Source organism: Clostridium sp. OM05-9, assembly GCF_003481465.1.
Lineage (GTDB): Bacteria > Bacillota > Clostridia > Lachnospirales > Lachnospiraceae > Coprococcus > Coprococcus ammoniilyticus.
Map to the genome: position 1 here is coordinate 266,496 of NZ_QULF01000002.1, position 14,638 is coordinate 281,133.

The 14,638-nt window shown below is 40.3% G+C and carries 14 protein-coding genes; all 14 read left to right on the forward strand.

Annotated features, from left to right (window positions below; all coding sequences use genetic code 11):
* Positions 1-39: 39 nt before the first annotated feature.
* The 14 genes from alaS to miaB all read left to right on the forward strand — a co-directional run bounded on the left by alaS (position 40) and on the right by miaB (position 14,613).
* Positions 40-2,673 (forward strand): alanine--tRNA ligase, encoded by a 2,634-nt coding sequence (gene alaS / locus DXB77_RS04275; protein ID WP_347559472.1) that lies wholly within the window; start codon positions 40-42, stop codon positions 2,671-2,673.
* 133 nt (positions 2,674-2,806) lie between these two features.
* Positions 2,807-2,983, forward strand: coding sequence for a 30S ribosomal protein S21 (gene rpsU / locus DXB77_RS04280; RefSeq protein ID WP_008400815.1), 177 nt, complete (start codon positions 2,807-2,809; stop codon positions 2,981-2,983).
* Positions 2,984-3,481: 498 nt separating this feature from the next.
* On the forward strand, positions 3,482-3,664 hold the full coding sequence (locus tag DXB77_RS12935) for a hypothetical protein (protein ID WP_147353800.1): 183 nt from the start codon (positions 3,482-3,484) through the stop codon (positions 3,662-3,664).
* Positions 3,665-4,021: 357 nt separating this feature from the next.
* The gene (yqfD, locus tag DXB77_RS04295) at positions 4,022-5,239 is read left to right on the forward strand and encodes a sporulation protein YqfD (RefSeq protein WP_182427474.1); all 1,218 of its coding nucleotides are present in this window, start codon (positions 4,022-4,024) and stop codon (positions 5,237-5,239) included.
* A gap of 22 nt (positions 5,240-5,261) precedes the next feature.
* Positions 5,262-6,293, forward strand: a complete 1,032-nt coding sequence (locus DXB77_RS04300) for a PhoH family protein (protein ID WP_118484126.1) — start codon at positions 5,262-5,264, stop codon at positions 6,291-6,293.
* Between the two features lie 8 nt (positions 6,294-6,301).
* On the forward strand, positions 6,302-6,814 hold the full coding sequence (gene ybeY / locus DXB77_RS04305) for an rRNA maturation RNase YbeY (protein ID WP_021943846.1): 513 nt from the start codon (positions 6,302-6,304) through the stop codon (positions 6,812-6,814).
* Positions 6,801-7,886 (forward strand): DUF3048 domain-containing protein, encoded by a 1,086-nt coding sequence (locus DXB77_RS04310; RefSeq protein ID WP_117784858.1) that lies wholly within the window; start codon positions 6,801-6,803, stop codon positions 7,884-7,886. The genes ybeY and DXB77_RS04310 overlap by 14 nt, the downstream gene beginning before the upstream one ends.
* A gap of 116 nt (positions 7,887-8,002) precedes the next feature.
* Positions 8,003-8,467: a hypothetical protein gene (locus tag DXB77_RS04315; protein WP_118662726.1), complete on the forward strand. Its 465-nt coding sequence runs from the start codon at positions 8,003-8,005 to the stop codon at positions 8,465-8,467.
* Positions 8,468-8,504: 37 nt separating this feature from the next.
* On the forward strand, positions 8,505-9,773 hold the full coding sequence (locus DXB77_RS04320) for an aminoacetone oxidase family FAD-binding enzyme (RefSeq protein ID WP_118483976.1): 1,269 nt from the start codon (positions 8,505-8,507) through the stop codon (positions 9,771-9,773).
* Positions 9,760-11,397 carry an FAD-dependent protein gene (locus tag DXB77_RS04325; RefSeq protein WP_118483978.1) on the forward strand — a complete coding sequence of 546 codons (1,638 nt, stop codon included), beginning with the start codon at positions 9,760-9,762 and terminating at the stop codon, positions 11,395-11,397. The genes DXB77_RS04320 and DXB77_RS04325 overlap by 14 nt, the downstream gene beginning before the upstream one ends.
* 15 nt (positions 11,398-11,412) lie before the next feature.
* Positions 11,413-12,270, forward strand: a complete 858-nt coding sequence (gene proB / locus DXB77_RS04330; protein ID WP_008400827.1) for a glutamate 5-kinase — start codon at positions 11,413-11,415, stop codon at positions 12,268-12,270.
* Positions 12,271-12,372: 102 nt separating this feature from the next.
* Positions 12,373-12,594: a DUF896 domain-containing protein gene (locus DXB77_RS04335; RefSeq protein ID WP_021943851.1), complete on the forward strand. Its 222-nt coding sequence runs from the start codon at positions 12,373-12,375 to the stop codon at positions 12,592-12,594.
* The gene (locus DXB77_RS04340) at positions 12,594-13,169 is read left to right on the forward strand and encodes a 5-formyltetrahydrofolate cyclo-ligase (protein ID WP_207665153.1); all 576 of its coding nucleotides are present in this window, start codon (positions 12,594-12,596) and stop codon (positions 13,167-13,169) included. The genes DXB77_RS04335 and DXB77_RS04340 overlap by 1 nt, the downstream gene beginning before the upstream one ends.
* Entirely contained in the window at positions 13,162-14,613 is a 1,452-nt protein-coding gene (gene miaB, locus DXB77_RS04345; RefSeq protein WP_182439430.1) for a tRNA (N6-isopentenyl adenosine(37)-C2)-methylthiotransferase MiaB, read from the forward strand. The genes DXB77_RS04340 and miaB overlap by 8 nt, the downstream gene beginning before the upstream one ends.
* The last annotated feature ends 25 nt before the right edge of the window (positions 14,614-14,638 follow it).

A 14,638-nucleotide genomic window follows, 5' to 3' on the forward strand; every position in this document is an offset into this window, starting at 1 on the left:
AAAACAGTGGAAAAATATGGCGTAAATCAGTTAAGAAAAATGTTTCTGGAATTTTTTGAGAGCAAGGGACATCTGAAGATGAACAGCTTCTCACTGATTCCACATAATGATAATAGTTTGTTATTGATCAACTCAGGTATGGCACCATTAAAGCCTTACTTTACAGGACAGGAGATCCCTCCAAGAAGACGTGTGACCACCTGCCAGAAGTGTATCCGTACCGGTGATATCGAAAATGTAGGTAAGACTGCAAGACATGGTACATTCTTTGAAATGTTAGGTAACTTCTCATTCGGCGATTACTTCAAGCATGAAGCAATTTCATGGTCATGGGAGTTTCTGACCAAGGTTGTAGGCTTAGATGAGAACCGTTTATATCCATCTATCTACGAGGATGATAACGAAGCATTTGATATCTGGAATAAAGAGATCGGAATTGCACCGGAGAGAATTTTCCGTTTTGGGAAAGAAGATAACTTCTGGGAGCATGGCGCAGGTCCTTGTGGTCCATGTTCCGAAATCTATTATGACAGAGGCGAAAAGTACGGATGCGGTAAGCCCGGCTGTACAGTAGGTTGTGACTGTGACCGTTACATGGAAGTATGGAACAACGTATTTACCCAGTTTGAAAATGACGGCCATAACAACTATACAGAACTGGTTCAGAAGAATATCGATACCGGTATGGGACTGGAGCGTCTGGCTGTTGTTGTTCAGGATGTAGATTCCATCTTTGACGTTGATACGATCAAAGCGTTGCGTGATAAAGTATGTGAGATGGCTGGCGTGAAATACATGGAAGACGAGAAGACAGATGTCTCGATCCGTGTTATTACTGATCATATCCGTTCTGTTACCTTTATGGCATCTGACGGTATCCTTCCATCAAATGAAGGACGAGGTTATGTATTAAGACGTCTTCTCCGTCGTGCAGCAAGACATGGCAGATTACTTGGTATCGAAGGCAGATTCCTTGCAGAACTTTCAAAGACAGTAATCGAAGTTTCTAAGGATGCATATCCGGAGCTGGAAGAAAAGAAAGCACATATCTTTACCTGTATCAATACAGAAGAAGAAAACTTCAATAAGACGATCGATCAGGGATTATCAATTCTGAACGGCTTCGTTGAGGAGTTAAATAACAGCGGCAAAAAAGTAATAAATGGCGAAAATGCATTTAAGTTATATGATACCTATGGTTTCCCTCTTGATCTGACAAAAGAGATTCTGGAAGAAAAGGGCATCGAGGTTGATACGGAAGGCTTTAATAAGGCTATGGACAAGCAGAGAGAGACTGCTCGTAAATCAAGAAAAGTATCAAACTACATGGGAGCAGATTCAACTATTTATGAAGACATCGACACAGCTCTTACAAGTAAATTCATTGGTTATGACAAGGTAGAAGCATCTTCCAATATCATTGCCATAACAGCAGAATATAAAGAGGGCGATCAGGTAACATCCGAACTGGTTGATGTTATTCCCGAAGGCACAAACGGTTCGATCATCACAGCAGAGACACCATTTTATGCTACTATGGGTGGTCAGATCGGTGATTCCGGTGTGATCGAGACAGAGAGCGGACGTTTCATCGTTAAAGATACGATCAAGGTTGCCGGTGATAAGATCGCACATCTTGGCTATGTTGAATCCGGTGAATTAAAGAATGGAAGCACAGCGAAGCTTTCTGTAACAGCAGACAGACGTGCACTGATATGTAAGAATCATTCCGCTACACATCTGCTCCAGAAAGCCTTAAAGATGGTCCTTGGTGATCATGTAGAACAGGCTGGTTCTTATGTATCCGAAGACCGTTTAAGATTCGACTTTACACATTTCCAGGCTATGACTCCTGAAGAGATCGCCAAGGTGGAAGCAATCGTAAATGAACAGATCGATAAGGATCTTAAGGTTAAGACAGAGGTTATGAGTATTGAAGATGCCAAGAAGACAGGTGCTATGGCATTGTTTGGCGACAAGTACGGTGAGAAGGTTCGAGTTGTATCTATGGATGACTTTTCTGTTGAGTTCTGTGGTGGTACTCATGTTCCAAATACCGGTGTGATCGGTACATTTAAGATTATCTCTGAAATGGGTGTTGCTGCCGGAGTAAGAAGAATCGAAGCATTGACTTCTGTTGGCGCATTTAATTATTATAAAGAGATGGAAGATGAATTAAAAGCAGCGGCAAAGGCAGCAAAAGCTGAACCTGCAAAGCTGGCTGAAAAGATCGAGACAATGCTCGCTGAGATCAAAGCTCTTACATCTGAAAACTCCAAGTTAAAGGATAAGCTGGCAAAGAATTCTGCCGGAGATGCACTTGCAGATGCAGTAGATGTAAATGGCGTAAAGGTTCTTGCTACCAGCGTAGAAGATACAGATATGAATGCACTTCGTAATCTGGGAGATGATTTCAAGAACAAGCTTGGAACATCGGTTGTCGTTCTTGCTTCCGCAAAGGATGGTAAGGTAAATCTGATCGCTATGGCAACAGACGATGCTGTAAAGAAGGGAGCACATGCAGGAAATATTATCAAAGCGTCTGCAGCACTTGTAGGCGGTGGCGGCGGTGGTCGTCCAAACATGGCTCAGGCCGGGGGAAAGAATTCTGCCGGTATTGCAGATGCACTTGCAAAAGCAGTAGAAATAGCCAAAGAACAGTTAAATGCCTAAAAATAGAAAATAATAAAATTTTTTGTTGACGTTTCAATAATATATGTTATAATTGACTTCGTGCTTAAATAATACCCAAACAGTTGTTATTTTATTAGCATAGTACACAACTGGAGGGAGGTCAGGTGAGAGAATGTCAAATGTAATAGTTAAAGAAAACGAAACATTAGATAGCGCTCTTCGCAGATTCAAGAGAAATTGTGCGAAGGCTGGTATCCAGCAGGAGATTCGTAAGAGAGAACATTACGAAAAGCCAAGCGTTAGACGTAAAAAGAAATCAGAGGCAGCTAGAAAGCGCAAATATAAATAATCTATAGTTTGGATTAGTAAATATGATTTTTTTGAGTACCGAGCAATCGGTACTCTTTTTTTGCGTAAGTGAGCCAAGCACAGATTTCGTGTTTACACGAAAATCTGTATTTGGCGAACGAGCGGCATCGAGCCGATAGGCGAGATGGTGCGGCGTAAGAACATGAAATGTTCTTATAGACGCAAAAAAAGAATATATAAAACGGATGCGAAACATTTAGGCGAGATGGTGCGGCGTAAGAACATGAAATGTTCTTATAGACGCAAAAAAAGAATATATAAAACGGATGCGAAACATTTAGGCGAGATGGTGCGACGTAAGAACATGAAATGTTCTTATAGACACAAAAAAAGAAAATATAAAACGTATGCGAAACAATTAGGTATGATGGTGCGGTGTAAGAACATGAAATGTTCTTACAAACGCAAAAAAGTTGACGCTGACATCACTATAATATATGATGAAATTAATATACAAAAACGAAAGGGACAAACGAATATGAAAAACGCAATTAATATTCTTGCAATAATTTTTGCCTGGGAAGCACTGATCTTAAGTATTTTTGCATTTGGCGATATGACCGGAAATATATTAAAGGCAGTTACCTATGGATTGATTGTAGGAAATGCCGTTCTGGTTAATTTTATCTGTGTCCATAATCTTAAAGAGAATAAAGAGTAAGTCATAATCCGATACCCAACCAACATAATATAGATATAAAGTCAGTTGGGTATCAGATCATGCAGCTTCCATTTAATCATAACAGTCTATATGATGTGCCGGATGTCACACCGGACATAAAAAAAAGTTCATCCAAAATCACAATTCATGATAATCACATTATCTATATTGAAAACTATAAATGTATTATATCCTGTTCGGATACCCGGATCCTTGTAAAAACAAAAAAGAATACCATATCGATAAATGGAATTTGCCTGAAAATTGAATATTATTGTCCGGAAGAACTGAAGATATCAGGCAACATTCTATATATCAATTATGAATAATATTGTGTACATAGAAGGGGGAAACCGGATGTTTGATATTATATTAAAGTATCTGTATGGATTTGCAAACATTCATCTTCGCGGCATTCATATCAACCGTTTTGTAAATCTGTGCAAAGCCAGAGATATTAAACTTTGGAATCTGGAGCAGAAAGAAGATGAAATATTCTTTTTTACTGCTTCAAAGGATATAGCACGATTGGAAGAACCTGCACGGAAAACAGGAAGTGATGTAGAGGTTCTAAGAGTATATGGTATTCGCGAGTTTATTCGAAAAAATAAAAAAAGAATTCCGTTTGTGGCTGGGTTTATCTTGTTTGCTGTTCTGATCTATATTCAATCGTTATTTATATGGGAAATTTCCGTTTCCGGTGAATCAGATTATACATCGGATGAGATACTACAACATATCAATGAATATTATGTGCAGACCGGAACTCCAAAGTCAAAAGTAGACTGCGCAGAGCTGGAGAAAAATCTCCGGAAAGACTTTGAAGATATCGCCTGGATATCATGTGCGCTTACGGGAACAAAGCTGTCGGTGGAGATCACGGAAACATTGAATGTATTTACGGATACCTCCATGAAAGAACCATGCAACATCATTGCTTCACAGGACTGTACGATCACGGAGATCGTAACAGCATCCGGAACACCGGTAGTAAAGGCTGGAGATGATGTGAAGAAAGGCGATATCCTGATCTCTGGTGCAGTTTATCTGTATGATGATAATAATGAAGTTCTGGATACAAATTATGTATCTGCAGAAGGAACTGTATATGGAATCTGTGTATATCATTACAAAAATACAGTTCCGTTATCCTGCTATTCCAAAGAATATACAGGAAATGAAAAGAGCTATTATTCCTTTGGTGCATTTCAGTACAGCCTTACCCCTTATGTACCAAAATGCTCTTTCGAAGCATATGATTTGTTCAGTGATACGAGCCGGCTTCATATAGGTAAGAATTTTTACCTGCCATTTCAGATAGAAGCATACACAATAAAGGAGTACCGGTTAAAAAAAGAAACAGTATCCATGGAAGCGGCGGCTGCGTCAGTAAAAGAAAAATTAAGTCGTTATATTGGCAATTTGCAAGAAAAAGGGGTGCAAATAATAGAAAATAATGTTAAAATAACGAATAGCGGAGATGAATGTCTTGCGGAAGGAGATATAACCGTAAGACAGTTGATCGGGATTCCGCATGAATTACAGATTATAAGTGAGGAACAGACGCTTGAGTGAATTCAGCAAATCAATTACAGTTATGTCCGAATACGTTCAGAATGTATTTGGACAATTTGATGTACATGCAAAAAAAATAGAAAAAGCATTTCATGTTTCTATGATTCTACGCGATGATAAGCTGAAGGTTTCAGGAGAAGAAAAAGACGTGGAGCAGGCGGTTCATGTACTGATCCAGTTATTTGCAGTTGCAGCCAGAGGTACTGCGATCGATGAACAGAAGGTTGATTATACGATCGCCATGTCTAAGGATCATCCTCAGGAAACACAGGAAAATATTGCTGATCTGGATCGGGATATCATATGTCACACGATCAATGGCAAACCGATCAAACCAAAAACACATGGACAGAAGGCATATGTAAATGCAATCGATAAATCCATGATCGTATTCGGTGTAGGTCCTGCTGGAACCGGTAAAACATATCTCGCAATGGCAAAAGCGATCACTGCTTTTAAGAATGGTGAAGTAAACCGGATCATTTTGACACGTCCGGCAATTGAAGCTGGCGAAAAGCTTGGATTTCTTCCGGGAGATTTGCAGAGCAAGGTCGATCCTTATTTAAGACCGCTTTATGATGCATTATATGAGATCATGGGACCGGAGTCCTTTGCCAAGAATATGGAAAAAGGTCTGATTGAAGTAGCACCACTTGCATATATGCGGGGACGTACACTGGACAATGCTTATATTGTACTGGACGAGGCACAGAATACAACACCGGCACAGATGAAGATGTTCTTAACCCGTATTGGTTTTGGATCGAAAGCAATCATTACCGGTGACCTTTCCCAGAAGGACCTTCCGTTTGAGACAAGATCGGGACTGGAAGTAGCTTTGACCGTTATCAAAAATATCGAAGAAATCAGTGTCTGCCATCTGACAAGTCTTGATGTTGTAAGACATCCGCTGGTACAGAAGATCGTAAATGCATATGAGGTTTACGAGGAGAAGCAGAACAGGCAGAAAAAACAGCGTTCGGAGCAGGAAAATCGTAACCAAAACGATGGCAGACGATACGGAGAGAACCGAAATAATAAAAGAAAAAGGTAAGAAATACAATGTCATTAAATGTAGAAAATGAATATGGAGAAATCCAGATCCCTGATTATGAACATGTGATCGAAACAGTGATCGGACAGGCTCTGGATTTTATAAAGTGTCCTTATGAATGTGAGATTTATGTATTGCTCACAGATAATTCGGGCATACAGACTATCAATAATTGTCAGAGAAATATCGATGCACCGACAGATGTATTGTCATTTCCTCTGATTGATTATAAAGAACCGGGAGATTTTAGTGTTGTAGACGGGGATACCTGTGATTATTTCAATCCGGAAAGCGGAGAACTGATGCTTGGAGATATCATTATTTCCATGGATCGCGTATATGAACAGGCAGAAAGCTACAATCACTCGAACACCAGAGAACTGGCATTTCTGGTAGCGCACAGTATGCTTCATTTGTTTGGTTATGATCATATAGATGAAGAAGAGCGCAAACAGATGGAAGATCTTCAGGAACAAATACTTAATGAGAAAGGATACACAAGGGATTATGAAGAAAACTAAATATGCAATTGCTTTAGCAGCATTAGGAGTTTTATCACTTGGTGTTATGGGATGTGGTAAGAAAGAGACATCAACAGAAGCAACCACAGAAACCACAACGACAGAAGCAACAACAGAAGCTACCACAGAGGCAACAACAGAAGTACAGCATGAGGGCGTATATAACGACCTGACTGGCGAATGGGTTACAGACCGGACGGAAGAGTACGGTCGTCCGATCGCAGTTATGTTAAATAATATTTCTGACGCTATGCCACAGTGCGATATAGGTAAAGCAGATATCGTTTATGAGATGAAGGTAGAAGGTGGAATCACCAGACTGCTTGGTATTTTTAACGATTATTCCAATCTTGAAAAACTTGGATCAATCAGAAGCTGCCGTCCATATTATGTAACCGTTGCTATGGAATATGATGCAATCTATATGCATTACGGTCAGTCCCCACAGGGTGAGGAAAAACTTTCAAGCTCAGGAATCAATAATCTGAGTGGTTTAAGTTCAGAAGGTGGAGTAACATACTACAGAGCATCTGACAGGGTATCACCACATAATGTATTTACAGATACAGAAAAGATCAAAGCCGGCATCGAACAAAAAGGATATGAAACAAAGCATAGCGATAGTTTCAAGAGTGTGTTCTCATTTAATGAGGAGATTACAGCTCCTGCTGGCGGTGAAAAGGCAGAAAAGATTACAACTCCGATCAGCAATTACACAACACCTTGGTTTGAATACCATGCAGATGATGGCCTCTACTACAGATTCCAGTATGGCGGAGAACAGACAGATGGAAATACAGGTGATCAGCTTAAGTATGAAAATGTCCTGATCCAGTTTGCTCATTATACAAGCATTGATGATCATGACAGACAGCAGCTTGATCTGGTTGGTGAAGGAACCGGACTTTATGCTTCCAATGGAGTGATCGTTCCTGTAACATGGAAAAAATCATCTGAAAATGCGATCACAAAGTATTATACAGAGGACGGCAATGAATTAAAGCTGAATCCTGGAAAAACATGGGTGACAGTATTTGAAAAAGACAAAGCTGACAGCGTAACATGGGAATAAGCAAATAAATATATAAGAAAAAAGGAAAACAGGCAGGTAAAAGCTAATAATTACCAGCCTGTTTTTTGCATAGATCTGATGGATGTGCAGATAATCATGATAAGAGGTGATTATCTGTGAAAAAAATTTTATTGATTCTTGGTGGGATGCTCATTCTGTTTTTGCTTGCTTTTTGCTGTTCCTATACGATATACCAGAAAACTGACAGCTTTTCGGATGATTCATATGCCGTAGAAACAATAACAGGCAAAGGACGATCCGGCAAACGACAAGAGATTCAATACGATCCAATTTCAGAAGAAAAAACATCAGAAGAAAAAACACCAACATATGGAACGACAACCGGAGAACGATCGTTGTCCGAAGATGCTTCCACACAGGTGGCGGCGGAGTCGTATCGTTTTCTGGTAAATGAATTAAATGGATATGTAGCGGTCTTTACAGCAAATGGCAGTTTGTATGAATTTACCGATATCCGGATCAAGAATCTGGACAACATTCTAAAAAACAGGATCATAAATGGTATTAAATTTCAAAAAGAGAAAGAATTGTTTACTTTTCTTGAATCATGTTCCAGTTAATGCTAGAATATGGATGGTTTAAAAGGAGTAAATAAAAATGATATATGACTTGATCGTAGCAGGTGCAGGTGCTTCTGGTATGACTGCAGCTATCTGCGCAACGGATGCAGATATTTACAAACAGTTTCAGCATAAAGCAGATCAGACCCGGAAGCGTTCTGTACTGATCATTGAGAAAAATAAAAAGATCGGAAAAAAACTATATGCAACCGGAAATGGCAGATGTAATCTGTCAAACAGCAGTTTTCGTCTGGAATGTTATAACAGTAAAAATGAATTTTTCCCATATAAGGTGATCGGAGCAAAGGATTATCAGATTGTAAATCAATTTGCGGAACAGCTTGGTGTAGCTGTCAGCGATGAACACGGATATTATTATCCAATGTCCAGACAGGCATCTACGATCGTCTGGGCGTTCAACGACCGTCTGAAGAAAAATCAGATCCAGGTTCATACCGGAGAAATCGTTATAGGTCTGGAAGAACAATCCGATCATACATATTGTATTCAGACGGATCAGGGACAATATTATGCAAGAAATATAGTTCTTGCATGTGGTGGAGCTGCAGCACCTGCCCTTGGTGGTACAAATGCAGGCTGTAGTCTGTTAGATCAACTGGGTATTCCGTATTATCCATTTCAACCAGCACTCTGTAAGCTTCAGGTAAATGAAAAGATGTCTGGGTTGGCAGGTGTTCGTTCAAAGGCACTGGTAACAGTAATGGATGCATCTTCCGAAATCCACGCACAGGAATTTGGCGAGGTCCAGTTTACCGGTCAGTCATTATCAGGAATTGTTATATTTAATCTCAGCCATACAGCCGGGGAGATGCTGCAGAATGGTGAGAGCGTTAGCCTTTGTTTGGATCTTGTACCGGATATAAATGAAGCTGATCTGTATATGCATTTCAGGAAATTCCGGACAAATAATCCGGAAAGGTCGCTTCAGGCGTGTCTGAATGGCTTTGTACATGAAAAACTTGCGACTTATATACTAGAACAATGCAGATGGAAACAGGAAAGAATATCGGAACTAAATGATGTTGAACTGCAGAAGCTGGCAGATCAAATAAAGAAACTGACCTTTCATGTCACAGCAACAGCCGGAGCAGAAGATGCACAGGTATCAAGAGGCGGCGCAGACACTCGTTTTATAGATCCGGAAACTATGAAGCTTACTGTACAGGAGCATGTATATGTGATAGGGGAGCTTTTGGATACCGACGGAATCTGCGGCGGCTATAATCTGATGTGGGCGGTCATAACTGGGATGAAAGCGGGATTTAGTATTTATGATTCGAATTAATAATATTAAGTTAAAAATTGGATACAAAAACGAAGATATTGAACAGGCAATCCGGAAAAGTTTAAGGATAAATAGCTTTCTATCCTATAAAATGGCTAAATTATCGATTGACAGCCGGAAGAAGGATCAAATCCATTATGTTGCCTCTGTAGATGTGTCCTGTGATCAGGAAGAGAAAATCCTAAAAAAAGTTCACAATAACAATATTATGTTAATTAAAGGGACGGATTTTAAAATCCCGGAGCATGGATCGATGCCGATGCAGTATCGACCGGTTATTATCGGAAGCGGTCCGGCAGGTTTGTTTGCAGGTCTTTTTCTTGCAAGAGAGGGCTATCGACCGATCATTCTGGAACGTGGTATGGCAGTTGATGAACGAACAGCCTGTGTAAATGGATACTGGAAAAAGGAACATCCGTTAAATCCAAACTGTAATGTTCAGTTTGGTGAAGGAGGGGCCGGAACATTTTCTGACGGTAAATTGAATACCGTAATTAAGGATAAATCAGGAAGAAGGACTGCGGTTCTTAAGACATTTGTCGAATTTGGTGCAGATCCGTCAATCCTATATGTGAATAAGCCTCATATCGGTACAGATGTGTTATTGACTGTAGTCAAGAATATTAGAAATGAGATTATAAGGCTGGGTGGAGAGGTGCGATTTGAGCAGCTTGTAACAGATATAGAAGTGATAAATCCTGAGACAACGCTCTTACATATAAAGAAGCTTTTGAAACCGGAAGAAACATATGAATTAAAAAGCAATGCGGTGATACTTGCGATCGGTCACAGTGCAAGAGATACCTTTGAAATGCTCTATAAGCGTGGAATTCCGATGGAACAGAAGCCGTTTGCAATGGGACTACGAATCGAACATCCAAGAACCTTTATCAATGAAGCACAATATGGATATCATCCCGAGTATGAAGATTTACTGCCGACAGCAGATTATAAGCTGGTGCATCAGGCAGCAAACGGACGGGCGGTCTACTCCTTCTGTATGTGCCCCGGTGGTTACGTTGTAAATGCATCCTCAGAATCCGGAAGGATATGTGTCAATGGTATGAGCTACAGTGACCGGAAAGCGGATAATTCAAACAGTGCGATCGTTGTGAATGTTACGCCGGAAGATTATCCGGGAGATCATCCGCTTGCCGGTATGTATTTTCAGAGAGAGCTTGAAGAAAAGGCGTATCAGGCAGGAAAAGGAGCAGTTCCGGTACAACGTTTCGGTGATTTTAGAATGAACAGACTGTCTGAAATAGCCGGCAAGATCAAGCCTTGCATAAAAGGGGCTTATACGTTTTCCAACCTGAATTGTTGTTTGCCAGAGTATATCAGAGATGCTATAATAGATGGTGTTTTGTCATTTGACCGGGTGATATCCGGTTTTGCAGATGATGATGCAATATTAAGCGGCGTGGAAGCAAGAACATCTTCGCCGATAAAGATACTACGCGATGCAGATCTGACATCTGCACATACTTGTATTTATCCATGTGGCGAAGGTGCAGGTTACGCGGGAGGTATAACATCCGCAGCCGTTGACGGAATAAAAGTTTTTGAGGCAGTTATGTCGAAATTTATGATACCGGAAGCATCAACCGGAAATCAGAGAATGTGAGGTTTCAGATTTAAAATGGAAGATCGTTTATACTTAAAAAATAAAAAAAGAATCGTGATCAAGATCGGTTCATCTTCATTGATCCATGAGGAGACGGGTGGGCTTGATTACATAAAACTTGAAAAACTGGTACGGATCATCAGCGATCTGAAAAATCAGGATAAGGATGTTGTATTGGTATCCTCCGGTGCAATCGGTGTTGGTTCGAAGTCGTTAGGGCTTCAGAAAAAGCCAAAGACAACATCACTCAGACAGGCATGTGCAGCAGTTGGACAGGGACAGCTCATGATGGTATACCAGCGTCTGTTCTATGAATATCACCAGATCGCAGCTCAGGTTCTTCTGACGTTTGATGTAATCACATCTCAGGAAAGAAGACATAACGCTGTAAATACTTTTAATGAATTATTACAAATGGATGTTATTCCTGTAGTTAATGAGAATGATACAGTTGCAATTGAAGAAGTGGATATAAACTTTGGAGATAATGATACCCTTTCCGCTATCGTAGCCAACATGATCAATGCTGATCTTTTATTATTATTAACAGATATTGATGGCTTGTACACGGACGATCCAAGAAATAATCCGGATGCAACATTGATCCCTGTCGTAGAACGCATCGACGATAAGATCAAAGCAATGGCAAAGGGCGCCGGCTCCGGATATGGAACCGGTGGTATGACGACAAAGATTTCTGCGGCGAAGATTGCTGCAAATTCAGGAGCAGATATGCTTATTTTATCAGGAGATGATATAGGAAATCTCGGTCGGGCATTAAATGGTGAATCTGTCGGAACCTTATTTAAAGCATATAAAGAGCCGAATTTTGATGTCGTAAGATACATTACACATAAGGAATATCTGCAGTAGCAATGGATATAGTATGTACCATCGTATCATATATAAGATGGGTCTGATCAAACAGAAGCAGTATCCGATTCCGAAATAACAGAAATGAACAGGTGAATAAGAATGGACGAAAAAAAGATTGCAAGAATCAATGAATTATATAAGAAATCCAAGACTCCGGCAGGACTTACGTCGGCTGAAAAGGAAGAACAGAAAAATCTCAGACAGGAATACATTTTTGCCATGAAACAGAATCTGAGAAGTGTATTAAATAACATTGATATCAAAGAACCGGATGGTAGTATTACCAGGCTGGAAGATATCGATCCAACAAAAAAAGTATGATGGAACAGACAAAAGCAGAACTAAGAAAACAATATAAACAAAAGCGGCGTGCCTTAACACCGGAGCAGGTGACCGTTGCTTCAGCGCAGATCAGGAAGCAATTTCTGAATTCAGATGAATATAAAGATTGCAATCATCTGCTGATCTATGTCAGTCAGGATAATGAAGTGGATACGGTCGAGATTATAAAGCAGGCACTTACAGATGACAAAGTCGTTGCTGTGCCAAAGGTATACGGAGATCATATGCATTTTCATCGGATCCATGGAATGAGCGATCTAAAGGTAGGTACGTATGGCATCTTAGAGCCTGCCGGCTGTGAGATGCTTCATCCGACGGAAGGAATTCTGATCGTCCCGGGAATTGTATTTGATATAAACGGACATCGGATCGGATATGGCGGTGGATATTATGACCGTTATATGAAGCTTCATCCGGAACTTACTGCGGTTGCATTTGCCTATGATTATCAGGTGTTGCCGGAGATTTCATGCGAATCATTTGACGAAAGACCGGATCAGCTTCTGACTCCGTCAGAGATATACAGCTTTATGGAGAACAATAAATATGATTAATGAAATAAATAAAAAAATAGATAAAATCGATATAACAGAACCTTGTCCTGCCGAAGAACCATTTCGGCAATATTATTTTATAAAAAAAGCAAGGGGTTATTACCAGGAGCTTGCGAAAAAAGCAGGAAGAAACCTGACCTGTTCGATCCAGACCTATGGATGTCAGATGAATGTAAGAGACTCCGAGAAGCTGACCGGTATTCTGGAAGAAATCGGATATACAAGCAGTGATTCTGAGGATGCAGACCTTGTTATATATAATACCTGCACAGTCCGTGAGAATGCGAATCGAAAAGTCTACGGACATCTTGGAATCATGAAACATGACAAAGAGACACATCCAGATAAGATGATCGGGCTTTGCGGATGTATGATGCAGGAACCGGATGTTGTAGCTACAATTCAAAAGAAATATCGATTTGTAGATATGGTATTTGGCACGCATAATGTATTTAAACTGGCTGAAATCTACTGCAACCGTATCGAAGCCGGCGGACAGGTAGTGGATATCTGGAAGGATACCAATCTTGTTGTGGAAGATCTTCCGGTTAAGAAAGAATTCCCATTTAAGTCCGGTGTCAATATTATGTTCGGATGTAATAATTTCTGTACATATTGTATCGTGCCATATGTTAGAGGCAGAGAACGCAGCAGACAACCGGAGGACATCATAAGAGAGGTTAAGCGGCTTTCAGAGGAGGGTGTAAAAGAGATCATGCTCCTTGGTCAGAATGTGAATTCTTATGGAAAGACGTTAGAAGAACCGATGACATTTGCCGAATTATTGCAGAAGGTGACAGAAGTTGATGGAATTGAACGTGTTCGTTTTATGACCTCCCATCCAAAGGATCTGTCCGATGAATTGATCGATGTGATCGCGGCAAATGAAAAGATCTGCCGTCACATCCATCTTCCGATGCAATCCGGCTCATCCAGGATATTAAATCAGATGAATCGTCGCTATACAAAGGAATCCTATCTGGAATTAGTAGACAAGATCCGCAGACAGATTCCTGAAATATCACTTACAACCGATATTATTGTCGGTTTTCCCGGAGAAACAGAAGAAGATTTCTTAGAGACAATGGATGTAGTGAATCGGGTAAGGTTTGATACAGCATTTACATTTATATACTCCAAGCGTACCGGAACACCGGCAGCAACATTTGAGGATCATGCAACAAAGGAAGAGATCCAGAACCGGTTTGATCGCCTGATCAAGCGAGTATCAGAGATCAGCGGTGAGGAGATCTGCCGTTATAAAGGGCAGGTCATGCCTGTACTGATTGAAAGCGTCAGCGAACAGAATCAGGAACTCTTAACCGGTCGTCTGTCAAATAATATTCTGGTACATTTTAAAGGTGATCCATCTATGATCGGCGAGATCCGGGATGTTTCGCTGGATGAATGTAAAGGCTTTTATTATATGGGAAATCTTGTATAAACCGAATTTATAGAATAGGGGTAAA

Excerpts from the sequence above, each read along its gene's own strand:
- ybeY (WP_021943846.1), top strand. The coding sequence starts at position 6,302 with ATGTCATTAAATGTAGAAAATGAATATGGAGAAATCCAGATCCCTGAT.
- DXB77_RS04325 (WP_118483978.1), top strand. The coding sequence starts at position 9,760 with ATGATTCGAATTAATAATATTAAGTTAAAAATTGGATACAAAAACGAA.
- DXB77_RS04320 (WP_118483976.1), top strand. The coding sequence starts at position 8,505 with ATGATATATGACTTGATCGTAGCAGGTGCAGGTGCTTCTGGTATGACT.
- DXB77_RS12935 (WP_147353800.1), top strand. The coding sequence starts at position 3,482 with ATGAAAAACGCAATTAATATTCTTGCAATAATTTTTGCCTGGGAAGCA.
- alaS (WP_347559472.1), top strand. The coding sequence starts at position 40 with ATGTTTCTGGAATTTTTTGAGAGCAAGGGACATCTGAAGATGAACAGC.
- miaB (WP_182439430.1), top strand. The coding sequence starts at position 13,162 with ATGATTAATGAAATAAATAAAAAAATAGATAAAATCGATATAACAGAA.
- DXB77_RS04310 (WP_117784858.1), top strand. The coding sequence starts at position 6,801 with ATGAAGAAAACTAAATATGCAATTGCTTTAGCAGCATTAGGAGTTTTA.
- rpsU (WP_008400815.1), top strand. The coding sequence starts at position 2,807 with ATGTCAAATGTAATAGTTAAAGAAAACGAAACATTAGATAGCGCTCTT.
- proB (WP_008400827.1), top strand. The coding sequence starts at position 11,413 with ATGGAAGATCGTTTATACTTAAAAAATAAAAAAAGAATCGTGATCAAG.
- DXB77_RS04335 (WP_021943851.1), top strand. The coding sequence starts at position 12,373 with ATGGACGAAAAAAAGATTGCAAGAATCAATGAATTATATAAGAAATCC.
- yqfD (WP_182427474.1), top strand. The coding sequence starts at position 4,022 with ATGTTTGATATTATATTAAAGTATCTGTATGGATTTGCAAACATTCAT.
- DXB77_RS04300 (WP_118484126.1), top strand. The coding sequence starts at position 5,262 with ATGTCCGAATACGTTCAGAATGTATTTGGACAATTTGATGTACATGCA.
- DXB77_RS04340 (WP_207665153.1), top strand. The coding sequence starts at position 12,594 with ATGGAACAGACAAAAGCAGAACTAAGAAAACAATATAAACAAAAGCGG.